Source organism: Bacillus sp. FSL K6-0993 (assembly GCF_037977205.1).
GTDB classification, from domain to species: Bacteria; Bacillota; Bacilli; order Bacillales; family Bacillaceae; genus Bacillus; species Bacillus subtilis.
On the sequence record NZ_CP150275.1, the window covers coordinates 3,057,954 to 3,081,885 of the forward strand.

General features: G+C 43.4%; 19 protein-coding genes and 1 pseudogene. 2 read left to right on the forward strand and 18 right to left on the reverse strand.

Annotation, left to right across the window (positions count from 1 at the left end):
* Positions 1–29: 29 nt before the first annotated feature.
* Both MHH79_RS15985 and MHH79_RS15990 read right to left on the reverse strand, forming a co-directional pair.
* The gene (locus tag MHH79_RS15985) at positions 30–860 is read right to left on the reverse strand and encodes an undecaprenyl-diphosphate phosphatase (protein WP_014477785.1); all 831 of its coding nucleotides are present in this window, start codon (positions 858–860) and stop codon (positions 30–32) included.
* Positions 861–952: 92 nt separating this feature from the next.
* On the reverse strand, positions 953–2,119 hold the full coding sequence (locus tag MHH79_RS15990) for an AI-2E family transporter (protein WP_024571881.1): 1,167 nt from the start codon (positions 2,117–2,119) through the stop codon (positions 953–955).
* Between the two features lie 181 nt (positions 2,120–2,300).
* Here MHH79_RS15990 and iolU point away from each other — a divergent pair, with 181 nt between their 5' ends.
* Entirely contained in the window at positions 2,301–3,287 is a 987-nt protein-coding gene (iolU, locus tag MHH79_RS15995; RefSeq protein WP_251217627.1) for a scyllo-inositol 2-dehydrogenase, read from the forward strand.
* A 39-nt stretch (positions 3,288–3,326) separates the two neighbouring features.
* On the opposite strand, the gene rhaA is transcribed toward iolU, so the two are convergent.
* The 9 genes from rhaA to mcpB all read right to left on the reverse strand — a co-directional run bounded on the left by rhaA (position 3,327) and on the right by mcpB (position 17,825).
* The gene (gene rhaA / locus MHH79_RS16000) at positions 3,327–4,601 is read right to left on the reverse strand and encodes an L-rhamnose isomerase (RefSeq protein WP_251217626.1); all 1,275 of its coding nucleotides are present in this window, start codon (positions 4,599–4,601) and stop codon (positions 3,327–3,329) included.
* Positions 4,602–4,626: 25 nt separating this feature from the next.
* Positions 4,627–4,941 carry an L-rhamnose mutarotase gene (rhaM, locus tag MHH79_RS16005; protein WP_015384478.1) on the reverse strand — a complete coding sequence of 105 codons (315 nt, stop codon included), beginning with the start codon at positions 4,939–4,941 and terminating at the stop codon, positions 4,627–4,629.
* Positions 4,942–4,958: 17 nt separating this feature from the next.
* Positions 4,959–6,416 carry a rhamnulokinase gene (rhaB, locus tag MHH79_RS16010; protein ID WP_100505748.1) on the reverse strand — a complete coding sequence of 486 codons (1,458 nt, stop codon included), beginning with the start codon at positions 6,414–6,416 and terminating at the stop codon, positions 4,959–4,961.
* Positions 6,417–6,420: 4 nt separating this feature from the next.
* Positions 6,421–7,197 carry a rhamnose catabolism operon transcriptional regulator RhaR gene (gene rhaR, locus MHH79_RS16015; protein WP_063334569.1) on the reverse strand — a complete coding sequence of 259 codons (777 nt, stop codon included), beginning with the start codon at positions 7,195–7,197 and terminating at the stop codon, positions 6,421–6,423.
* A gap of 57 nt (positions 7,198–7,254) precedes the next feature.
* On the reverse strand, positions 7,255–9,324 hold the full coding sequence (locus MHH79_RS16020) for a bifunctional aldolase/short-chain dehydrogenase (protein WP_340034711.1): 2,070 nt from the start codon (positions 9,322–9,324) through the stop codon (positions 7,255–7,257).
* Positions 9,325–9,459: 135 nt separating this feature from the next.
* Positions 9,460–11,448 (reverse strand): methyl-accepting chemotaxis protein TlpB, encoded by a 1,989-nt coding sequence (gene tlpB / locus MHH79_RS16025; protein WP_340034712.1) that lies wholly within the window; start codon positions 11,446–11,448, stop codon positions 9,460–9,462.
* A 112-nt stretch (positions 11,449–11,560) separates the two neighbouring features.
* Positions 11,561–13,546: a methyl-accepting chemotaxis protein gene (gene mcpA / locus MHH79_RS16030; protein ID WP_340035168.1), complete on the reverse strand. Its 1,986-nt coding sequence runs from the start codon at positions 13,544–13,546 to the stop codon at positions 11,561–11,563.
* 125 nt (positions 13,547–13,671) lie between these two features.
* Positions 13,672–15,660: a methyl-accepting chemotaxis protein TlpA gene (gene tlpA / locus MHH79_RS16035; protein WP_251217623.1), complete on the reverse strand. Its 1,989-nt coding sequence runs from the start codon at positions 15,658–15,660 to the stop codon at positions 13,672–13,674.
* 176 nt (positions 15,661–15,836) lie between these two features.
* Complete coding sequence (mcpB, locus tag MHH79_RS16040; RefSeq protein ID WP_251217622.1) at positions 15,837–17,825, reverse strand: methyl-accepting chemotaxis protein McpB; 1,989 nt, start codon at positions 17,823–17,825, stop codon at positions 15,837–15,839.
* A gap of 157 nt (positions 17,826–17,982) precedes the next feature.
* On the opposite strand from mcpB, the gene MHH79_RS16045 reads away from it, so the two are divergent.
* A complete protein-coding gene (locus tag MHH79_RS16045; RefSeq protein WP_015384485.1) occupies positions 17,983–18,720 on the forward strand; it encodes a protein-glutamine gamma-glutamyltransferase in 738 nt (245 codons plus the stop codon).
* A 13-nt stretch (positions 18,721–18,733) separates the two neighbouring features.
* Here the strand turns inward: MHH79_RS16045 and MHH79_RS16050 are convergent, their stop codons facing one another.
* The 7 genes and pseudogenes from MHH79_RS16050 to MHH79_RS16080 form a co-directional block, all read right to left on the reverse strand.
* A complete protein-coding gene (locus MHH79_RS16050; protein ID WP_003244393.1) occupies positions 18,734–18,988 on the reverse strand; it encodes a hypothetical protein in 255 nt (84 codons plus the stop codon).
* Positions 18,989–19,130: 142 nt separating this feature from the next.
* A pseudogene (locus MHH79_RS16055) lies at positions 19,131–19,254 on the reverse strand (nitronate monooxygenase); the annotation flags it as partial.
* Positions 19,255–19,267: 13 nt separating this feature from the next.
* A complete protein-coding gene (locus MHH79_RS16060; protein WP_003243483.1) occupies positions 19,268–19,666 on the reverse strand; it encodes a secondary thiamine-phosphate synthase enzyme YjbQ in 399 nt (132 codons plus the stop codon).
* Between the two features lie 113 nt (positions 19,667–19,779).
* Positions 19,780–21,444 (reverse strand): alpha-glucosidase, encoded by a 1,665-nt coding sequence (locus MHH79_RS16065; protein WP_340034713.1) that lies wholly within the window; start codon positions 21,442–21,444, stop codon positions 19,780–19,782.
* 126 nt (positions 21,445–21,570) lie between these two features.
* The gene (locus MHH79_RS16070; RefSeq protein ID WP_063334575.1) at positions 21,571–22,860 is read right to left on the reverse strand and encodes a hemolysin family protein; all 1,290 of its coding nucleotides are present in this window, start codon (positions 22,858–22,860) and stop codon (positions 21,571–21,573) included.
* Positions 22,861–22,903: 43 nt separating this feature from the next.
* On the reverse strand, positions 22,904–23,581 hold the full coding sequence (locus MHH79_RS16075) for a zinc metallopeptidase (protein WP_003228889.1): 678 nt from the start codon (positions 23,579–23,581) through the stop codon (positions 22,904–22,906).
* 41 nt (positions 23,582–23,622) lie between these two features.
* A complete protein-coding gene (locus MHH79_RS16080; protein WP_015483620.1) occupies positions 23,623–23,886 on the reverse strand; it encodes a membrane protein in 264 nt (87 codons plus the stop codon).
* Positions 23,887–23,932: the final 46 nt, after the last annotated feature.

Consider the following 23,932-nt stretch of genomic DNA (forward strand, 5'->3'; position numbering starts at 1 on the left):
AGGCTCGGAAAAGAGCCTTATTTTTCGACTTACATCATGATCAAAAGTAAAATCACACCGAGGATAATTCGATAGATTGCAAATGGGACAAGTTTGATTTTGTTAATCAGCCTTAAGAAGAAACGGACGACAAACAGTGCGACCACAAAGGCACAGATAAAGCCGACGATGAAAAATGGCATCAGATCCGAGCTTAAGCTGTCCCAATGCTTCACGAGGCTTAGAAAGCTGGCTCCCATCATGATCGGCATCGCCATAATAAACGTAAAGTCGGCTGCCGCTCGGTGGTTTAATCCGAGAATAACACCGCCGGAAATGGTTGAACCCGAGCGCGAGAAACCCGGCCAAAGGGCAAGACATTGGAATAAGCCGACTGCTATCGCCTGTTTATAGGAAATGCGGTCGAGAGTGTCTGTCGCTGTTTTCCGCTTATTGACCCAGTCAGCAAAAAGCATCAGGATTGCCCCGGCAATTAAACCGATGGCCACAGTTTTAACGGAAAATAAATATTCATCAATGTAATCCTCAAACAAAAAGCCGAGAACAGCTGCAGGCACGAGTCCGACGGCAATTTGGGCAATGCTTAATTTATGTCCCTGCTCCTGGTCGCTTGTGATATTTTTTTTCAAGCCGAGTAAGTTTAAAATTCGGTCTTTAAACACGATAGCTACTGCTAAAATGGAGCCTAGCTGAATAACCACCTTGAATGAGTTAGCGGCTTCTTCTGACATCAGATTACTTGATTTAAGCCAGATGTCGTCTACTATAATCATATGTCCTGTCGAAGAAACCGGCGCGTACTCTGTTAATCCTTCTACGATTCCTAAAATGGCGGCTACAAACAATTCCCATAGAGTCATGATTTTGATTCTCCCCATTAGACATTTATTTTTTTACATAACGGGAGCTTTCCATAAATGGAAAGCCCGTCTTATATAACTATAAACGAAAATCACACTTTATGACCCGGCGTATTTTCATTTTTTTCTTCGTCGTATAAATGTGACCGCATTTTAAACCAGTCAAATAAATGTGTCGTAATGACTTTAGCAACTGCATAGCCCGGAATGGCAAGAATGATTCCAACAACGCCAAACAGTTTGCCAGCTGTTAACAGCAGAAAAATAATTGTGATAGGGTGGATGTGAAGATTTTTTCCCATAATTTGCGGAGAGATCAGCTTCCCTTCAATCAGCTGAACAATGGTCCAAACGATCACCAATTTAAGCAGCATGAGCGGCGATGTCACTATGGCAATGATAATCGCAGGCGTAATGGCAATCGTTGGCCCTAAATATGGAACGATGCTAGTACAAGCCGCAATGACGGCTAGCAATGAAGCATAATCCAGCCCGATAATCAAATAACCGATAAACAGCAAAAACCCGATACAGAAGCTGACAATGATCTGGCCTCTGATATAAGAGCTTAACCGATGATTCATTTCGCTTAAGACTGTGTATGTCTGTTCTTTCAATTGCGTCGGAACAAACTTCAGTATGTAGACCGGCAATTTTTTTCCGTCCTTTAACAAATAGAAAAGGATAAACGGAACCGTAACGATTGAAATGATAATCTCAGTCAGGGCGCCGATAAAATTCCCAACGCCGGTAAAGGTACTGTTCACAATTGTCGCTGCCTGATCTGAAACCTTTGTTGCGAGATCAGATATATTGATGTTCGTCGTTTGCTGGGCCTGATTGACGAAGTTGCTGCCGATCAGCTGTTTCGTCTGATTTTCAACGATATCCACATATCTTGGGATGTTGTCGATTAAACTCATAATTTGTTCTTTTAAAAAGGGAATGATGGACACGATTGTGATCGTGATCAGCCCGATAATCAATAGATACAACAGTAAAATAGAATAGATTCTTCTTATTCTTCTTCTCTCAAGGAAATCGACGACCGGGTTTAACAGATAAAAAACAATGCCTGTCAAAATAATCGGAAGTGATATCGTTTTGAGCAAAACAATAATCGGGGTGAAAATAAATGATGTTTTTGTAAATACTAGAATATTTAAACCAATCAGCAGCAGCACAAGCAAAAATAAAACAAACTTATTGTCCAAGAAGAATCGCTTGAATCTGCCGCTCCATGTTTGCAACGTCTCCACTATCGTTCCTCCGTCATACATAGTTTAATTAAATTGTACACTATCGTCCCTATAATGAAAAATAAAAACCGTTAATTGCTGGAAAAGCTTTCACGGTTTTAACATTCTATTTATATCTATCATGTGATTTTGTTCTTTTTAAGCTATAATTTAGCTATATCATACAAAAGGAGCGATACGAGTGATACGTTTTGCAATAATAGGAACCAACTGGATTACAGACCGCTTTCTTGAGTCAGCAGCAGATATCGAAGATTTTCAGCTGACTGCTGTTTATTCAAGATCGGCTGAACGCGCTGGCGAGTTTGCTGCTAAACACAACGCTGCGCATGCCTTCTCAGACCTTCAGGAAATGGCGGCGAACGATTGCTTTGATGCCGTATACATAGCGAGCCCGAACGCTCTTCACAAGGAACAAGCCGTTCTCTTTATGAACCATGGCAAGCATGTGCTTTGTGAGAAGCCGTTTGCTTCGAATACAAAAGAAACAGAAGAGATGATCTCAGCGGCTAAGGCAAACGGCGTTGTTCTCATGGAAGCAATGAAGACCACTTTCCTGCCGAATTTCAAAGAGCTGAAAAAACACCTGCATAAAATCGGCACTGTCCGCAGATTTACCGCAAGCTACTGCCAGTATTCCTCACGGTATGACGCGTTCAGAAACGGAACTGTTTTGAATGCGTTTCAGCCTGAGCTTTCCAATGGGTCATTAATGGATATTGGCGTCTATTGTATTTATCCGGCTGTTGTGTTGTTTGGCGAGCCAAAGGATGTAAAAGCAAACGGATATGCTTTATCTTCAGGAGTGGATGGAGAAGGAACTGTCATTCTGTCTTACGACGGGTTCGAAGCTGTTCTGATGCATTCTAAAATCTCTACTTCCTATGCCCCGGCGGAAATCCAGGGTGAAGACGGGACGATTGTAATCGATACGATTCATCGGCCTGAACGTGTTGAAATCCGCTACCGGGACGGCCGCCTAGAAAACATCTCGATTCCTGATCCTAAACCGGCGATGTTCTATGAAGCAGAAGAATTTGTCACGCTCATAAAAGAGAATAAGCAAGAATCTGAAGAGAATACATTTGAACGGTCTTTGACCACCGCAAAAATTATGGAAGAAGCAAGAAAGCAAATGGGGATTATATACCCTGCTGATCAAGCTTAAAAAAATCCGCACGCGCGCAAATGCGCGGCGGATTTTTTATTAGACAATCGGAGAAGATGCCTTCCTTTTTAAAAGCACCTGTTGCTCATATTCTTTGATGTCATGAAGCCATGCCTCTTTTACCGGAACGCCCATTTGCTCACAGTAGGAATCCCAGATGGCTCCGAAAGGATATGTTTTGAATTCCTCCATCAGGGCCAGCCTTTCTGTATAGCGGCCCTCTTCCTGCAATTGTTTTAAATAGCCGTTCGGGAGAAGCAAGGCATACAATAAAGCTTTGATCATATTTCTCGTTCCGATGGTCCAGGCGGCTACACGGTTAATGCTGGCATCGAAAAAATCCAGACCGATGGCGACCTTCTCAAGAGCCTGATTTCGTACAATTTCAAGAGCGATTTCTCTCAATTCATCATCCAAAACCACTACATGGTCGCTATCCCAACGAACAGGCCGAGATACGTGCAAGGCAAGCTTGTCTGTGTACAGCAGCATGGACGAGATCTTGTTTGATACCGTCTCAGTCGGATGGAAATGGCCTGTATCAAGTAAACAAAGCTTATGATTCGTCAAAGCATAAGCTAAATAAAATTCATGAGATCCGACAACATATGATTCGGAGCCAAGCCCGAACAGCTTGCTCTCGATTGAATCAAGATTGTGTTGTTCACTGATCTCCTCTGCGAAGATCCGATCCAGTGATTCTTTTAGTCTTTTACGCGGTGTCAGCCTATCACTCGGGATATCCTTATAGCCGTCGGGAATCCAAATATTCGTCAAGCAAGGTGTTCCTAATTCTTTCCCGAAGTATTCCCCGATACGGCGGCACGCGATGCAATGCCTGATCCAAAATTCTCTGATGTCCGGATCAGGGTGTGAAAGGGTGAGTCCGTCAGCCGCTTTCTCATGCGAAAACAAGGTTGGATTAAAATCTAAACCGAGACCAAGTTTTTTTGCCCATTTCACCCAGTTTTCAAAATGCTGCGGCTTCAATTCGTTACGTTCTACCGCTTCCCTGTTTGTTTCTGCGTATATCGCATGCAGGTTCACACGGTGTTTTCCAGGAATGAGAGAAAGAGCCTTCTCCAAATCTCTTCTTAATTCTTCAGGAGTTTGCGCTTTTCCGGGATAATTGCCGGTCACGTCAATTCCGCCTGAAAGCTCGCCCTTATTTACTTCAAAGCCTTCAATATCGTCACCCTGCCAGCAGTGGATCGAAATGGGCACTTGCTCTAATTGCCGAAGCGCCTCTTCAACATCAATTCCCCATTTTTCATATGCCTGTTTTGCACTGTCATAATTGGTTTTTATGGTCATACGGCTCTCTCCCTTTATCAGTTTTTTAATCCAAATAAAAAACTTCCTTTAGATCTACCGAAACAGGACTGAAATCCGAATTTGTTTTCATTAATGGCGACATCGATTTCCACCATCTTTGGCAAACTTCTGTGTCCGCCATCTTTCTCCATTTCTCTTCATCCTCTATTTCTAAATATGCAAAAAGCCTGCCTGTTTCCTCGTCTAGAAAAATGGAATAATGGTGTGCTCCATGAGCTTTGAGTGCTTCGGCCATCTCAGGCCAAATGTCATCATGCCGCTGTTTGTATTCTTCGTACTTGTCTTGATGGACAAACATGATACTGGCTTTTCTTTTCAAACCTTTTCACCTCTTCATCATTGAGATAGCGCTTTCAAAACAGTTTGCTGAAAGGACTGAATGATCGTGCTTCTGTCAATGTCTTTAGGTGTAAACACTTTGATCGGAAAGGAATTTCTGACGACTTGCCGGGCTTCTTTTATGTCTTTGACTTCTTTGGCAGCAATCATTTGCATCAAAAGATTTCCGGTGGCAGTTGCCTCTATCGGCCCTGCATATACCGCTTTTCCACTCATGTCTGCCGTTAATTGATTTAAGAAGTCATTTCGGGCTCCGCCGCCGATGATATGAAGCTGCTGAATCTGTTTTTCTGTGATCGTTTCCAGCTCTTTGATGGCAATCGCATAGATGATGGCTAAATTGCTGTAGATGCAGCAGGCAAGTTCGCCTGCAGTGCGAGGAGTCTTTTGGCGGGTTTGTCTGCAATAATGTTGTATTTCCTTTATCATGTTTTCTGGATTCAGGAATCGTTTATCATTTAAGTTTATAAATTGCTGGAATGGTTCTGTTTTTTCGGCTTCTTCTGCAAGCTGCTGAAAAGAATAATCTGCTTGTAACTGCTGTCTGACTTCTTGTATCACCCACATGCCGATAATGTTTTTGAGAAAGCGAATGGTGTTGTTTGCGCCGCGTTCATTTGTATAGTTGTTTTCTAAAGCAAGATCAGTTATTATTGGTGTTTTGTTTTCAATCCCGATTAACGACCATGTTCCGCTGCTGATATACGCCCAGCCATCATGTACGCCTGGCGCCGCAATGACGGCCGAGGCCGTATCATGTGTTGCGACTGTCATCACCTTGCACGCCGGGAGATCATAATCCGGGAACCACTCATTTCTTAGCTTCCCGAGCTCACACCCCGGTTCAGTCAGCGGCGCAAATTGCTGTTCCTGAACGGACACGGCTTCAAGCAATTCAGGATCAAGATTTCCCGTTGAGGCGTTTAAAAGCTGTGTTGTGGACGCGTTTGTGATTTCCGTTACAGCTTTTCCGGTTAAACAATAGCCTAAATAATCAGGAACCATCATAATTTTGTCTGTCTTTTTCAGCAGCTCACGGTCTTCTTCATACAATTGATAGATCGTGTTGAAAGGCTGAAATTGTATTCCTGTTTTTTGATAAATTGCGGCTTTTGAGAGGGTATGTTCCAGTTTGTCTATTGTGTGATCTGTTCTTCTATCACGGTAGGAGATTGCTTCCCGCAACCGATCGCCTTTTTCGTCCAGTAAGACATAATCAACTGCCCATGTATCAATGCCTACGGTGCAGTGTTCATACCCAAGCGTCTTTACTTTTTGCAGTCCTTGCAGGATTTGTTTTAGCAAATGATCAATATCCCAAAAACAATGCCCGTCTCTTTGACTGAAACCGTTAGCGAACCTGTGAATCTCTTGTATGTCAAGCTTCCCTTCATTCAGTTCACCTACCATGATTCTCCCGCTTGATGCGCCTATATCAATGGCAGTATAAATCATTCTTTCACCCTCTCTTCGAAAGAGGAACAGCTGTCACCTTCACCTTTTTGTCCTCAAGAGCTTTTACCGATGCCGGATCAAGTCCAGAATCCGTAATTAGGCGGCTGACATCTTGCAGCGAGGCTATATGTGAAAACTCGCGGTTCCCCCATTTGCTTGAATCGGCCATCAAAATGGTCTGGTCCGACCTTTCGATCATCCGTTTTTTGAGCAGCGCCTGCCACTCATTTGAATCACTCATCCCGTTGTGTACGTCAAATCCCTTACATGACAGAAAGGTTTTATTGACATGATAGGTCTCAAGTGAACGCTCTGCTAACGGGCCGGCAAACGATAATGATTTTTCCAGCAAAATGCCGCCTGTTGAAATGACTGATATGTTTTCTTTATTGCTGAGTTCAATAGCTGCTTTCATTGAGTTTGTAATCACGGTGAGCTCAATGTCAGGGAGTATTTTCGCCATGTACCAGGCAGTTGTGCTTGCATCGAGAATAATTCGGTCTCCGCTTTTTACATATTTGGCCGCTTCGTGAGCGATGGCTTTTTTTTCGATGACATTCGTGATTTCCCTTTCAGAAAAATGAATTTCTGATTCCTTCTGCTGAATACTGACCGCTCCTCCGTGGCTCCGGCTCAGTTTATGTTCTTTTTCAAGCTTTTCAAGATCACGCCGAATGGTTTCCTCTGTGACTGAAAATATGTCACTTAATTCAGAAACGCGGATGCTTGAACGCGTATTCACTATTTCCAGTATTTTTTGCTGCCGTTCTGCTACTAGCATCAGTAACGCCCTTCCTCGTATCGTAGTCCATCTTATATTTTTTATCATAGCATATTTCTAACGCGTAAAAGCAGCAGGGACGCCGCCGTCTACCGTGATCATGCAGCCCGTTGTTTTTTCGGCTTTGGAAGAAGCGAAGAATGCAATGGCTTCAGCAATATCCTCCGGGTAAATATTGACGAGCAATGCTGTCCGTTTCCGGTAATGTTCCTCCAGCTGATCTGGTTCAATCCCGTACGCCGCGGCTCGTTCCTCCCGCCAGCTTGAACCCCAGATTGCCGATCCTTGAAGAACTGCATCAGGCAAAATGGAGTTGACCCTAATGCCGAATTCTCCGCCTTCTGCTGCGATGCATCTTGCTAAATGGGTTTCAAGCGCCTTAACCGAGCTGTAGGCAGAGGCGTTTTTGCCCGCATAAACCGAATTTTTCGATCCGACAAATACCATGCTTCCGCCTCTATTTTGGTGTTTCATCTGTTTAAATGCTTCACGGGCTACAAGGAAATAGCCTGTTCCTAAAACATTCATATTAAGATTCCATTCTTTTAAACTTGTTTCGTCAAATGGGCTTGATGTGGCCAGCCCGGCATTATTGACGACGATATCAATGCCGCCATAAGCAAGCGCCGCTCGTTCAAAAGCTGACTGTACGTCTTCCTCCTTTGTCACATCCATTTTGACAGCCATTGACCGTCCTTCTCCGTATGCATCGTTTATTTCCCCGGCAATTTTCTGTGCACCTTCTATATTCAGATCAGCTACGATCACGTGCCCTCCCTCAGCTGCAAATCGGCGGCATGCTGCACTGCCGATTCCGCCGGCTCCTCCAGTTATAAACGCGACTTTTCGGGAAAATTCTGCTTCCGGCGGGGCCAGCGTGAGTTTATATAGTTCGAGCGGCCAATATTCGACATGGTAGGATTCATTTTCATTTAAAGAAACAAATTGCCCCAGAGCGGTTGCTCCTTTCATCACGGCGATGGCCCTCCGATATAAAGCCCCGCTTACTTTAGACATGGCATAACTTTTTCCTGTATTCACCATTCCAATTCCAGGAATCAATATCACCCGCGGGGCGGATTCAAAGATTTGATCCCCATCCTGCTGATTGCGTGTAAAGTAAGCCTGATACTCTGATGTAAAGCGCTCGACTCCTGACTTGATCAGATCCGCAAGCTTGTGCACATCTTGAGTTTCCGGATTCCAATCAATGTACAGCGGAACCCGTTTTGTGTGAACAAGGTGATCCGGGCATGCCGCACCGATTTGCGAAAGTGCTGGCGCTTGGACACTGTTTACAAATTCCAAGACGTCGTCATGATCATCATAGGAAAGGATCATTTTCTTTTCTTCACTTACTGCTCCTCTGATCACAGGCATGATGCCTGCCAAGATTTGTTTTCTTTTATCCTCCGGCAGCGGCTGATACCTTTTGCCTCCGAATACCTCATGCTGATTGATACGATCGTTAATATACTGCTCGGCTTCTTGAATGATAGATATCGTTTTTTGATAACATGTTTCAGACGTCTCTCCCCAAGTGACTAAGCCGTGTTTCTCCATTAATACAAGCTCGGCGTGGGGATTGTTTGCTACGCCTTCAGCGATCATTTTAGACAAAGTAAATCCAGGACGGACGTATGGCACCCATACAAACCGGTTTCCATAAATGTCTTCAGCGATTTGTTTTCCATTATCTGCACAGCATATGCTGATAATCACATCTGGATGGGTATGATCAACATGTTTGTATGGCAGAAAAGCGTGTAATAGCGTTTCAATTGAAGGGCGGGGATGTTTGCTGTCTATCATACAATGAGACAGGTAATCTACCATTTCTTCATCTGGCATTTGGTCCCTTTTAATCAGCGGGCGGATATCATCTAATTTCAAACCGGTAAAGTTATGCGCTTTCATTGTTGCCAAATCCGAACCGCTTCCTTTTACCCACATGACTTCTATTTCACGGCCTCTAAAATCCTTTTCCGTTGTTTTCATAGATGTATTCCCCCCGCCCCAGTTGCAAACAGTGCGGTCTGACCCGATCAGATTGGACCTGTACACCAATTCCTCTACACCTTTAGGCAGCTTTGCAGCTCGGTCTGAATCCCATATATGCTTCACCATATTTGATATTCCTCCATACCCTTTTATTTGTATCCGTTTTCATTATATATGATTTCCGTTTGTTTTTGAATTGTTTTTGTTTATTTTTGTTTTCAACAAAAAAGAAAGCAGCAGATATGCCGCTTTCTTGTTTTATTAAGATTCAATTTTAAATTTCTTCGTAATGTCCTGAAGTTCTTCCGCCATGTTTGCCAACGTTTCCGCTGAAGAGCTGATTTCTTCCATAGACGCAAGCTGTTCTTCAGCCGAAGCTGCGATATCCTGAATGCCTGCTGAGCTTTCTTTCGCCACTGCAGAAATATCTTCAACGGCACTTGACACTTCCTGTGATCCGGCTGACAGTTGTTCAACCGTCGCGTTCAAGTTTTGCAATTCGCCGGAAATTTGGGTTGTCATCTCATAGATTTGTTTAAAGCTTTCCGCTGTTTGATCCGTAATCTGCAAGCCTTCTTTCACTTCATGATTCACGGATTGGAACATTGAAAGTGAGGTGCTGATTTCCCTGACAATCTCTTGAATTAATCCTTCAATTTCCTTGGCGGAGTCTGCTGATTGTACAGCAAGTTTTCTAACCTCTTCCGCAACTACTGAGAAACCTCTTCCGTATTCTCCCGCTCTTGCCGCCTCAATCGCAGCATTTAATGCAAGCAGGTTGGTTTGATCAGCAATGCCATTAATCACATTCAAGATGCTTGTGATGTCTTGTGATTTTGTTTCAAGGCCCTTTACAACCGCTTCCGCTTTTTGAACGGATTGGTCAATTGTTTTCATCTGGCCGACTGTATGCTCCACCAGCTTTTCTCCGCTGCCCGCTGCCTCAGAGGACTGAATCGATGATTTCGTAATGGTTGAAGAGGCCTGAGCCACTTTTGAAATCCCCTCGTTCATTTGAGAAAGATGATTTGAGCTTGTTTCCAGTTTCTCGCTTTGTGCCTCGTTGCCATCTGAGAACTGTTCGATGGCAAGTGTAATATGTTCAGTTGCCTTGCTTGTTTGGGCTGCGCTTGCCGTCAGCTCCTCAGAAGATGAAGCAACGTTTTCTACAGACGTTTGAATAACGCCGATTACAGAACGCAATGATGCAGACATTTCATTAAAGCTTTCACCAAGCTGGCCAAACTCGTTTTTCGAGTGAATGTCAATGACTTCTGTGAGATCTCCGCTGCTGATTTTTGCAGACGTTGAGACAAGTTTTCTTAACGGCTTGGTGATGGCACGGATAATATAGAGTATGAGTATGCCGCCGATTACAATTGACACGCATAGAATGATAACCGCAGTGTTCAGCACCGGGCTTGAAGCATCTTGCAATTCACTGACAAAATATGTGCCCGCGATTTTCCAGCCAGTCAGTTTATTTGTCGTAAAGGCCATTTTCTTTTCTTTGCCTTCGAATGTATATTCAAATGAGCCTTCTTTTTTGGAATATACTTGGTTTGTCCAATCGCCGGAACCGGTTGTCCCCGGCTTAATGGTCGGATGGGCGATATATTTTTTGTTGCCTGTCGTAATAAATGCAAAGCCTTCTTTACCGATTTTGATTCTTTTTGATGCAGTAAGCACTTCATCCAGGTTTAAATCCAGCGCTATAACCCCTGAACCGTCTTTTAATTGTTTTGAAATTGTGACAACGATATCTCCTGTCGCTTCATCGGTATACGGTTCTGAGAAAACAGCTTGTCCTTTTTCCGCAACCGCCTGTTTGTACCAATCACGTCCTGTCGGATCGAAGCCTTTCGGAACACCGCTATCCGGATATTTATAAAGCTTCTTATCTTCTGAAGCAGCATAGATTGCGCCTACATCGTCGTTAAGTATCGTGTACTGCTTAAATTTCTCTTTCAGTAATGTTTTGTTTTTGCCTAGCAATATGTCTTTATCGACAGTCTCACTATAATAATCTATTGCTTTTACTTTATCTTCTAATTTATTTTGCAGCGTACTGTTTAGTTCTTCAACATTTCCCTTCGCACTGCTTATGAGCTCTCTGTCTAACGCATTCCAAGCTGATTGATAACTGAAATATGCTAAAACCCCAACCGGCAAAATAAGCACTGCCAGAAACGCAGCGATTAGCGGTTTGCTGATCGATGGCTGTTTGATCCATTGTATGAATTTTCCCATTCTCGTTGACTCCTCCTTTAAGATAAATCTAATATCGTCAAACTAGGATAAAAGGTTTAATAAAAAAACTAAAAAAACACCCAAGCGCAACAAGCTTGGGTGTTAAGGCTTATTATTCGATTTTGAATCGTTTGGTCATATCGCGAAGCTCTTCCGCCATAGAGGAAAGGGTTTCTGCTGACGAGCTGATTTCTTCCATGGAAGCAAGCTGCTCTTCGGCTGACGCCGCGATATCTTGTATATGCGCTGAGCTTTCTTTTGAAATCGATGCAATGTGCTCGGATGCTCCCGAAACTTCCTCAGAGCTCGCAGAAAGCTGCTGAACCGTCGCACTCATATTTTGCAGTTCGCCGGCGATTTGGTTCGTCATTTCAGAAATGCGTTTGAAGCTCATTTCTGTTTTATCTGTGATGTCAAGACCTGTCTGCACCTCTTGATTGACAGATTGGAACATGCCGAGAGATGTATTGATTTCCTTCACAATTTCGATGATTAATCCTTCAATCTCTTTTGCTGAATCTGCTGACTGTACTGCCAGTTTTCTTACTTCTTCCGCTACAACGGAGAAGCCGCGGCCGTACTCGCCTGCGCGCGCTGCTTCAATTGCTGCGTTTAAGGCAAGCAGGTTCGTCTGGTCTGCGATGCCGTTGATCACACGCAAAATGTTTGTAATATCTTTCGATTTCGTTTCCAATCCGCGTACGACTTGCTCCGCTTCTTTAACGGACTTGTCAATGACATTCATTTGGCCGACGGTTTGATGAACAAGCTTACCGCCTTCACTTGCAATTTCTGTCGATTGAACAGATGAATCAGTGATCACTTCAGAAGCTTGAGCCATATTCGTCAATCCGTCATTCATTTGATAAATGTGCTCTGCTGCCGTTTCAATGTTTTCGTTTTGTTTTTCATTGCCGTTAGAAAATTGTTCAATCGCCAATGTAATGTGCTCTGTTGCCTTGCTCGTTTGCGCAGCTGATGCAGTGAGCTCCTCAGAGGAAGCGGCAACATTATCTACCGAATCCTGGATGGCGTGTATGAGAGAACGAAGTGACGACGCCATATTGTTAAAGCTTTTGCCGAGCTCGCCTAATTCATCTTTTGAACGGATATCAATGGTTTCCGTCAAATCTCCCTCGCTGATCCGCTTAGAGGAACCGACAAGCTGTTTCAGCGGTGTTGTAATCGACCGAATGATCAAAGTCATGACGATAATCCCTATGATAATAGCTGCGGCCAAGACAATTAAAGCAAGGTGAAGGACAGGCTGGGCTGCTTCATGGATTTCATCCAAATACATGGTGCCGCCGATCTTCCATCCCGTCAACTTGTTTGTGTCAAAGGCCATTTTTTTCTTATCGCCATCCATGGTGTATTGAAAATCGCCTTTATCAGCACTCAGCATCTTATCTAGCCAGTCGCCTTTTAATTCTGTTCCTGATTTTTCATTCGGGTGAGCGACAACTTTTTTGTCCTTCGTCATGATAAATGCGTAGCCTTGTGTGCCGATGTTGACTTTTTTGGTTATTTTCAGCAGATTTTCAATCGTCATGTTGATTGCGATAACGCCTGAACCATCTTTTGTCTGCTGGGCGATTGTCACAACCATCGTATTTGTCGACGCGGTTTTATAAGGGTCTGTGATCACGACTTTCCCTTTATTTGCAACCGCTTTTTTGTACCAGTCGCGTTCAACCGGATTATAGCCGCTTGGCATCGGAAGATCCGGATAGCGGGTAAAGTGTCCTTTTGTGTCGCTTGTATAAATGGATTCTACATCCTTGTTAAGGCTGATATATTGTGAGAATTTCTCTGCAATGCTTGCATTGCTTTTTGCATTGTATTTCTCTTTTGTCAGCCATTCGCTGAAATAATCAGCACTGTTTTCTTTTTCGCCGATGCTGGTGTTAATGATTTCGTTTAATTGCTGTACATTTTCCAATGCGCTCCCCATCATCTGTCTGTCGAGTGAGCTGCTAGCCGATTGATACGCAAAGATCGCCAATATGACAACCGGTATGATGAGGATCGACAGAAAGGAAACGAGAAGCTTCCGTGTAATTGATCTTTGTTTTATGAGTTGGAGTATTTTTTTCATCATTCATTTCTCCTTTTTTATGCTACCCTTCATATCGGCTGGAAATGGGTAAATATATACAGCAAAAAAGAAGAAATTTAACAAAAGTAACTAATTTCCCATAAATAAATAGTATTTTAGACCTATTATTTATCTACTTTAAATTGTTTTGTCAGATCACGGAGTTCTTCAGACATTCTTTCAAGCGTCAGTGCAGATGAACTAATCTCCTCCATGGATGCCAGCTGTTCCTCAGCTGAAGCGGCGATATCTTGGATGCCATCCGAGCTTTCCTTAGAAATGGCTGTGATATCATTTGAAGCTGCGGAAATTTCTTGAGCTCCCGCTGACAGCTCCTCAACCGTCGCATTCATGTTTTGCAGCTCGGAAGCAATTTGATTGGTCATTTGCGATATATGTTTGAAGCTCTGTTTAGTTTCATCCGTCATGACAAGCCCTGTTTCAACTTCTTTGTTTACGGACTGAAGCACGTTCAGTGATGTGTGAATTTCTTTTACTATTTCACTGATCAGCGATTCAATTTCTTTTGCCGAGTCAGCCGACTGTACCGCGAGCTTTCTCACTTCCTCAGCGACGACTGAAAAGCCCCGTCCGTATTCACCCGCTCGGGCCGCTTCAATGGCGGCATTTAAAGCCAATAGATTGGTTTGATCCGCAATGCCGTTGATGACACGCAAAATATTTGTGATATCCTTTGATTTGATCTCCAGCCCTTTCACCACATGTTCCGCTGCTTTAACGGAATGGTCAATTGTGTTCATTTGGCCTGCTGTTTTCTGGACGAGTGTCTCCCCTTTACTTGACACTTCTGTTGAATCTGCGGATGTTTCTGTAATCACTGCTGCAGCCCGCGCCAGCTCTGCTAATCCGTCATTCATTTCATTAATTTGTTCGGTTGTCGTTTCTATTTTCTCGCTTTGGCTTTCACTGCCGTTTGAAAATTGCTCGATAGCCATCGTAATGTGCTCAGTGGCTCTGCTTGTCTGGTCTGCCGATGCAGTCAGCTCTTCAGACGATGAGGCAACGTGTTCTACTGAGTCTTTGATCCCGTGAATGAGCGAGCGAAGCGAGTGTGCCATATGATTGAAGCTCTCGCTCAGAACACCGAGTTCATCTTTTGAATTGATTTCAATCGTTTCGGTTAGATCGCCTTCACTAATTTTTTCAGCGGATGCGACAATGCGTCTCAATGGCTTTGTGATGGACCGAATCACAAAATAAATCGCCGTCATTCCAGCTGCGATGGCAATCGCCAGAACGATTGAAGCCATGATCAGAACCTTGCTTGCAGCATCGTGAATCTCGTTTGCATACATCGTGCCGCTGATTTTCCAGCCTGTTGTTTCGCTTGTTGCAAATGCCATTTTTTTCTTTTTGCCTTTGTACGTATATTCAAAGTCTCCGCTTTTATCCTTGTAGAGCTTATCAACCCAGTCCCCTTTTAGCTCTGTTCCTGCTTTTTCTCCGGAGTAGGCGATGACTTTCTTGTTTTGGCTCAAGATAAAAGCATAGCCTTCTTTTCCGATATGGATTCCTTTCGCGGTAGTGACTAAGTCATCAATTTTCATATCAATGGCGACAACGCCTGATCCATCCACCGTTTGACGGGCGATGGTGACGACCATTTTTCCTGATGAAATCGATTCATAAGGCTCAGTGACAATTGTTTTGCCTTTATTGGCCATTGCTTCTTTGTACCAATCTCGATCCAAAGCATTAAAGTCACTTGGCATGTCAGCGTACGGATAACGGGTGAATTCCCCGTCTTTACCGCTTGAAAATACCGCAGCGACATTATCATTCATTTGGATAAATTGTTTAAATTCCTGTTTCAGCTCTGTTTTCTTTTTATCCTGAAATTTTTCTTCTGTAGCCCAATCGCTGAAATATGCGAGGCTTTTTTCAGTCGTGCTGATTTTATCATCAATGATGTGATCTAATATCTGGACATTTTCCTTTGCGCTTTGCGTCATCTGTACATCAAGTGAGGCAACTGCTGATTGATAAGCGCTAACCGAAAGGGCGGTTATCGGAACAATTAAGATCAACAGGAAAGAAATAATAAGTCTCCTTGCAATTGATGATCTGCGAATAGTGGTGAGTGTTTTTTTCATTTCCTTTTGAACCTTCTTTCAATAATTTACAAATTATATCGGCGGATCTTCCTTTAAATTACATTGAAAATGGAGGAAAAAATGAAAAATAGTTCTAAATTCACCTGTTAAACTAGGACTTTATTATCGTTTACCATATAAAAAAAACAGCGCTTTGATGCGCTGTTTTTCGGCTTTTACTCGATTTTAAATTGTTTCGTCAGATCACGAAGCTCTTCTGCCATCTGCGCAAGAGTGGTCGCTGAGGAACTGATTTCTTCCATGGAAGCAAGCTGTTCTTCAGCTGATGCGGCAATGTCCTGGATGCTTGCCGAGCTTTCTTTCGACACGTCTGCAATGCCGCTGACTGCTGCTGAAACATGCTGTGAACGGTCTGACAGCTTCTCGACGGTGGAATTCATCGTCTGCAGCTTGCCCGCGATTTCGTTTGTCATGCTGAAAATGCTCTGGAAGCTTTCTTTTGTATTGTCTGTGACAACAAGTCCGGACTGTACTTCCTGATTGACCTCTTTAAACATGTGAAGAGAGGTTTCGATTTCTGCGACGATTTCTTGGATCAGCTTTTCGATTTCTTTTGCTGAATCGGCTGATTGGACAGCCAGCTTGCGCACTTCCTCCGCTACAACAGAGAAGCCGCGTCCTGACTCTCCGGCACGCGCCGCTTCAATGGCTGCGTTTAGTGCAAGCAGATTTGTTTGGTCAGCGATTCCGTTGATGACTCTCAAAATGCTTGTGATGTCTTTTGATTTTCCTTCTAAGCCTTTGACAACAGCTTCAGCCTGCTGAACAGATTGATTAATCGAGTTCATTTGTCCGACTGTCTGCTGCACAAACTTCTCACCCGTTCCGGCAATTTCCGTTGATTGGATAGATGCCTTTGTAATATCTGACGATGTTTGTGAGACTTGCTGAAGTCCTTCATTCATTAAGTTCAGCTGATGAGAGCTGGATTCAACCTTTTCGCTTTGCTCCTCGTTTCCGTTTGAAAACTGCTCAATCGCCATCGTAATATGCTCGGTGGCTTTACTCGTCTGCCCGGCAGATGCGGTAAGCTGTTCGGAAGATGCGGCCACATTGTTCACCGAGTCCTGAATAGCGCTGATCAGAGAGCGGAGAGATTGTCCCATTTCATTGAAGCTTTCCCCAAGCTCCCCAAGCTCATCCTTTGAATGGATTTCGATCGTTTCGGTCAGATCCCCCCTGCTGATCGTTTTCGATGATTGGACAAGACGTTTTAACGGTTTTGTAATCGAACGAACGATAAACAGAATTAAAATTCCGCCTGCCACAATCGAAGCAATCAGCACGATCATTCCTGTTGTCAGCACAGACTTTGAGGCATCCTTAATTTCATCCATATACATTGTGCCGGCTATTTTCCAACCAGTCAGTTCGTTTGTAGTATAGGTCATCTTTTTATCTTCGTTATTAAGAGTATACTGGAGTTCACCGCTGTCATTCGCATACATTTTGGCTACCCAGTCGCCTGAAAGCTTTTCTCCAGCCTTATGGTTCTTGTGGGCGACATAGGTTTTGTTTTTTGTTGCAATGAAAGCATAACCTTCTTTTCCGACCTTGATTTGTTTCATTTGTTCTAACAATTTATCAATGGTAATATCCATGGCGACAACGCCAGATCCGTCCTTCAGCTCCTGTGCAATGGTAATGACCATGCTTCCGTCACTCGCAGCCACGTAAGGATCTGTCACGACAATTTCACCGCCGGCCTTCATCGCATCCTGGTACCAAGGACGTTGTCTCGGGTCGTATCCTTCCGGCAATTTTTCTTTTGGCGCTTGTACGTAAGTGCCGTTATCTGCGCCCCCATAAATTCTGGCTACTCCTTGATTAATAGATACATATTGTGAAAATTTAGCTTTGATCTCTTCTTGATTTGATTTCCCTTTGAATGCGGATCTTTTAAGAGATTCACTGAAAAAGGTGACTGCTTTCGCTTTTTCTCCCAGATTATTTGTAACAGTTGTATTAAATGTATCGACACTGTTTTTCGCATTTCCCATAATTTCCTGATCCAGCTTTCCGCTGGCGCTTCGGTAAGAGCTAAATTCTAATATAAGAATAGGGATAATGAGAATCGCAATAAATGAGACGATTAATTTCTTTGAAATAGACGGTTTCTTCAGCCAATTGATAAAAGTCTTCATGTCACTTGCTCCTTCAGGTTTGATACAGTATATATCGGCTGCTTAAAAAAGTTTTAAAATAAAAAATGGAAGAAGTTCTTTTTGGCTGTCTTCTGCCTTTTTAACTTTCATTGCCCAAGCCCTTTGCATATCTTATAAAAAACAAGGGGGGCTAAACATGATTATTGTATCAGGACAATTGCTCCGTCCCCAGGATATTGAAAATTGGCAGATTGATCAAAATCTGAATCCGCTGTTAAAAGAGATGATTGAGACGCCTGTTCAGTTTGATTATCATTCAATTGCTGAACTGATGTTTGAGCTTAAACTGCGGATGAATATTGTAGCAGCGGCAAAGACGCTGCACAAAAGCGGGGCGAAGTTTGCCACTTTTTTAAAAACATACGGGAATACAACGTATTGGAGGGTTTCACCGGAGGGCGCCTTGGAGCTGAAATACAGAATGCCGCCTTCAAAAGCGATTCGGGACATTGCAGAGAACGGCCCGTTTTATGCGTTTGAATGCGCAACCGCAATCGTTATCATTTATTACTTGGCCTTAATCGATACAATCGGAGAAGATAAATTCAATGCCAGCTTTGACAGAATTATTTTATATGACTGGCATTATGAGAAATTGCCGATATATACGGAAACAGGACACCACTTTTTCCTTGGAGATTGTTTGTATTTTAAGAATCCTGAATTTGATCCGCAAAAGGCGCAATGGAGAGGCGAAAATGTGATTTTACTGGGGGAAGATAAATATTTTGCCCATGGTCTTGGAATCTTAAACGGACAGCAAATTATTGATAAGCTGAATTCTTTTAGGAAAAAAGGAGCCTTACAGTCAGCCTACCTTCTGTCTCAGGCGACCAGACTGGATGTTCCGTCTCTTTTCCGCATCGTCCGCTAAAAAGCCCCATCGCCTATTTTCCGGACGATGGGGTTTCAAATGCCTTTCGTTTTCGATAGAAGGGGGCTGTGCCGAAATATTGGTTCGCAGCCCACTCCATTTTTTCAAGGTCATTTCTTGTCACGATTGGATCCTGGCTGCTCCATTTGATAAAGCGGACAAAATAGTAGCCTTTGATAGGAACCATTGTAACTTTTGAGTGAGGCCAGCCTTCAAATACAAACTCAATTTTCCCTCTTTTTTTATAAGAATATTGAAGAATGTTCATATCTGTCACCTCAGTTTATCAAGTTACGTTCGGCAAAGCTCGGTACGTTTACATCCATTGATTGACTATCCCTCATGCAGGCTTTCCTGAAAACAAAGGATGAGGCGCGTGTCTCTTTCCCGCGCTTTTTATTTTGCATATGGATTAGCTTTTCGAGCATGTCGTGACTGAGATAGCCGAATGCCAAGCGCGCCTTCATTCGATAAAGCGGCAGCCGAGGCGGGTGTGACAAGCCCTCCGGCTATCGGCGCTTGTTCAGCGATCATGCTTTTGTCACTATTATCCCATCATTTTGATATAGCATGTCCGGGTGCGAGGGCCGTCAAATTCGCAGAAATAAATGCCCTGCCACGTTCCAAGAATGAGCCGGCCGTTTTCCACAATGACATGCTGTGAAGCTCCGACCGTACTCGACTTCATGTGTGCAGCTGTATTGCCCTCCATATGGCGGTCCAGCTCATGTTCCCACGGATATACCTCATCAAACCTTCTGAGCATATCTTTTTTGACGTCCGGATCGGCATTTTCATTAATTGTAATACCCGCAGTCGTATGCGGACAGTAAATCAGCGCTGCGCCGCTCGTTATACCTGTTTCTTGAAGAAACGCTTCCACCTCCCGGGTGATATCAATCATTTCATCTCGTTTTGTCGTTTTGATTTGCAGTGTTTTCAGCATTTGTTTCTCCTTTCTTTTGTCCGCTCTATTAATTCGTCCTGTGTTCTTTTTTTCCTGTTAAACCGCTCTCATAAACCTGATACAACAAAAAAACTCCAGTCTAAGGCTGGAGATTAGCGCCATAGATATATTCTTGCTTCATACGGCTTTAAGAGTACTGATGTCATATGCTTGTGCGGCTCTGTTTCAATATTTGACAAGACGAGTGCATCTGATGACAATGGCAATCCAGAGTGCTTGAACAACGCCGGTGTTCCTGTCAGATTGGCCGCAATCAGTGCAGTATGGCTCTCGTTTTTCCGAAGATATGCAAAGATTTGCTGATCTTCCGGTAAAATGAGCTCGTATGTCCCGTTAATAAAAACATCATATGTTTGGCGCAGCTTGATCAAGCTTTTGTAAAAATGGTAAACGGATGATTTATCGTTTTTTTGCGCCTCGGCATTCAGCCATTTGTAATTCTCATTGATTCGGATCCACGGTTTGGCCTCAGAAAATCCGGCGTATGGACCAGCATTCCATTGCATCGGCGTTCGTGAATTGTCTCTTCCCTTTTTCCAGACAATCTTCATCACATCCTCGTGTGATGTGCCTTTCGCTGTTTTTGTTTCATACAGGCGTTTCATTGCGACATCATCATAGTCCTCAATAGATGGAAAAGCCACGTTCGTCATCCCGAGTTCCTGTCCCTGATAAATAAACGGTGTGCCTTTCATGAGAAAATAAACAGCGGAAAGCGCTTTTGCACTTTCTTTCAGGTACACTCCGTCGTCTCCCCACACAGAAACTGAACGGGGCTGGTCGTGATTCTCCATAAACAAAGCATTCCAGCCGATCCCTTCCAGACTGTCCTGCCAGTCAGTTAAAATTCGTTTAAAAGAGGCGATATCAATACTTTCATTAATCTCTACATCCCACAGGCCGAGATGCTCAAATTGAAAAATCATGCTGAATATGCCGTTTTTTTCTCCAGCCCAATCAGCTGCTTCCTTTGCAGCGACGCCGTTTGCTTCACCAACTGTCATAATCGGATAGCGGGAAAATGTGTTTTCCTTCAGTTCTGTTAACAAATCCATAATGCCGTCAGCATTCATATGATAAGGAAAGGAAGGGACATAGTCCAGCCCCTTTGGATTCGGCATGTCGGGAAACCCTTCTTTTTTCTTAATATGCGTAATGGCATCCACCCGAAATCCGTCAATTCCTTTATCAAGCCACCAATTGATCATGTCATAAACGGCATTCCTCACCTTTTCATTTTCCCAATTCAAATCAGGCTGTTTTTTATCAAAAAGGTGAAGATAATACTGGCTTGTCTTTTGATCATACTCCCAAGCCGCCCCGCCGAAAATGCTTTCCCAATTGTTAGGCGCTTTTCCGTTTTTGCCGTCTTTCCAAATATACCAGTCGCGCTTTTCCGAGTGTATAGATGAACGGGATTCTATGAACCATGGATGTTCGTCGCTTGTGTGGTTCACAACGAGATCCATAATCAGCTTCATATCCAGATCATGAATGTCACCAAGCAGCTCGTCAAAATCTTCCATGGTGCCAAACTCGCTTAATATGTTTTGATAATCCCTGATATCATAGCCATTATCGGCATTCGGTGAATCATACAGCGGGCAAATCCATATGACGTCAGCGCCCAGCTCTTTTATGTAAGAAAGCTTGGATCTGATTCCTTGAATATCCCCGATTCCGTCGCCATTTAAATCTTTAAAACTGCGGGGGTAAATTTGGTAAACAACGGCTTCCTTCCACCAAGCCTTTTTCATACAGCCACTCCTTCCCAGTGTACCGGTCTTATATATCCTATGTAGAAAAAAGGCTTCACAGCATTGCTTTTTAAGAAATGACTTGATGACACAAAAAACAGCCGTTCGTTCCCCGGCTGTTTTTTATCAAAAATCGGTTTTTTTTATTTCTACAAAACGGATGTGATGATCTTCGGCGTCGAGGATTTTAAATTCACAGCCCTCCGCGTGTATCACATCTCCTGCTTTCAGCTCCATTTTTTGCGTTAGAAGCCAGCCTGCAATCGTATCAATTTCTTCATTTTCAATCGCAATGTCGAGCAGGTCATTCACTTCGTCTATTAGCGCTTTTCCATCCATCACATAATGGTGCTCGCCCTTTTTCAGGATGTGCGGTGTTTCATCCTGATCATACTCATCGCGGATTTCCCCGACGATTTCCTCGATAATATCCTCTACAGTAACAAGCCCCGCCGTTCCCCCGTATTCATCTACGAGAATCGCCATGTGAATCCGCTCCTTCTGCATGCGGATTAAAAGCTGCTGAACAGGAATGCTTTCAATGACTCTGATAACAGGCCTCATGATTTGATTCAGCTTTATCGGCTGGCCGAGAAAATAAGCTTTAAACATGTCTTTGCTGTTGATGATCCCTAAAATATGATCCTTGTCATCTTTGATGACAGGGTAGCGTGTATACCGTTCATTAATGATAAGATGAATTGCCTCTTCAAGCGACTGCTCCAGAGAGATAACCGCAATTTCTGTCCGCGGAATCATAATCTCTCTCGCTACCCGGTTGTCAAATTCAAAAATCTTATTTACATAGCGGAATTCAGACTGATTGATTTCTCCCTTTTCATAGCTTTCTGAAAGGATCAGCCTCAGTTCCTCCTCGCTGATGACAACCTCATGCTCCTTCACTGAATGAAAGCCAAACAATTTCACAAGAAAACTTGCAGAGCCGTTTAATGCTTTAATAAACGGGTACGTGATTTTATAAAACCAGATCAGCGGCTTTGCAATCCATAAGCTTACAGCTTCAGCTTTTTGAATAGAAACCGTTTTCGGGGCAAGCTCCCCCATCACCACATGCAAAAAAGTGACGATGATAAATGCAACTACAAATGTGACAATGTGGTTAAACGGTTCCGGCATGCCTGTCATTGTAAATAAGGGATGAAGAAAACGTTCAAATGTAGGTTCACCAAGCCATCCAAGGCCGAGGGCAGTAATCGTAATCCCGAGCTGGCAGGCTGATAAATACTCGTCAAGATTGGAGATGATTTTATGTGCGGCTAGCGCTCGGCTGTCACCGCTTTCGATGAGCTGATTGATTTTTGAACCTCTGATTTTGACGATCGCAAATTCCGCTGCAACGAAAACAGCCGTAATGCCAATCAAAACAAAAATGGCGATCAGTTGTAAAATAAGCAAAAAAAGCCCTTACCATAAATGGTAAGGGGCCACCTCCTTAACGTTAATTCTCATCACGACCGTTTAAGAAAATCATCACAAAACGAAGTAGTTCAAACAGGGAAACCAGGGCGGCGGCCACATACGTTAAGGCAGCAGCGCTCAGCACTTTATTTACCCCATTTTCTTCATTGTTTCGGATGAATCCTTCTGACACAATAATCTGCTTCGCACGTGAACTTGCATTGAATTCGACAGGCAATGTAATCAGCTGGAAAAAGACAGCCGCTGAAAACAGTATGATGCCAAGCCCGATCAGATTCAGGCTGCCGAGAAGCATGCCTCCTAAGAAAAGCAAAGGAGCTACACCGGATGCAAAATTTACGACTGGGAAGATTTTATGTCTCAGCACAAGCGCACCATATGACTCCTGATGCTGCAAGGCATGTCCGACTTCATGGGAAGCTACGGATATGGCGGAAATTGAGCGGCCGTAATAGACCGGCTCAGATAAACGCACCACCCGTCTTGTCGGGTCGTAATGGTCTGTTAAAGTGCCTCTTACCGGTTCGACCGGCACGTCGTAAAGACCGTTTATATCTAAAATCCGTCTTGCGGTTTCTGCCCCTGTACGTCCGCTTGAGGCTTCCACTTTTGAATATTTTTCAAAGTTGCTCTTTACTTTAAATTGTGCCCAAAACGACAATCCCAATGCGGCTATTGTTAAAAATATAAACAGCATTTTTTCATCATCCTTTTTCCATGATCATTTCTCTATTACGATTATTTTAATGAGTTTTCTTTCCCGTGTACAGAAATGCGCTTTTTCTTCCGGCTTGGAGCACACAATCCAATCAGCAAAAAGAACAGGCCTGCTGAAAACAAATAAAAGGCGAAACTGCCGGCCAGTTCTTTCAGAAAATGAAGCCAGGAGAAGCTGCCGGAAAAGTGATTATATGAATTCAAATCGAAAATAAACAAAATCACCGCGGATGCCGCCAGCTGCGTACCGATCAAAACCACGATCGTTCTTTGAAAGATCGTCATCTTTTTCATCCTTTTTGTTTTAGTTTATGGAGAAATCCGGTTTTAT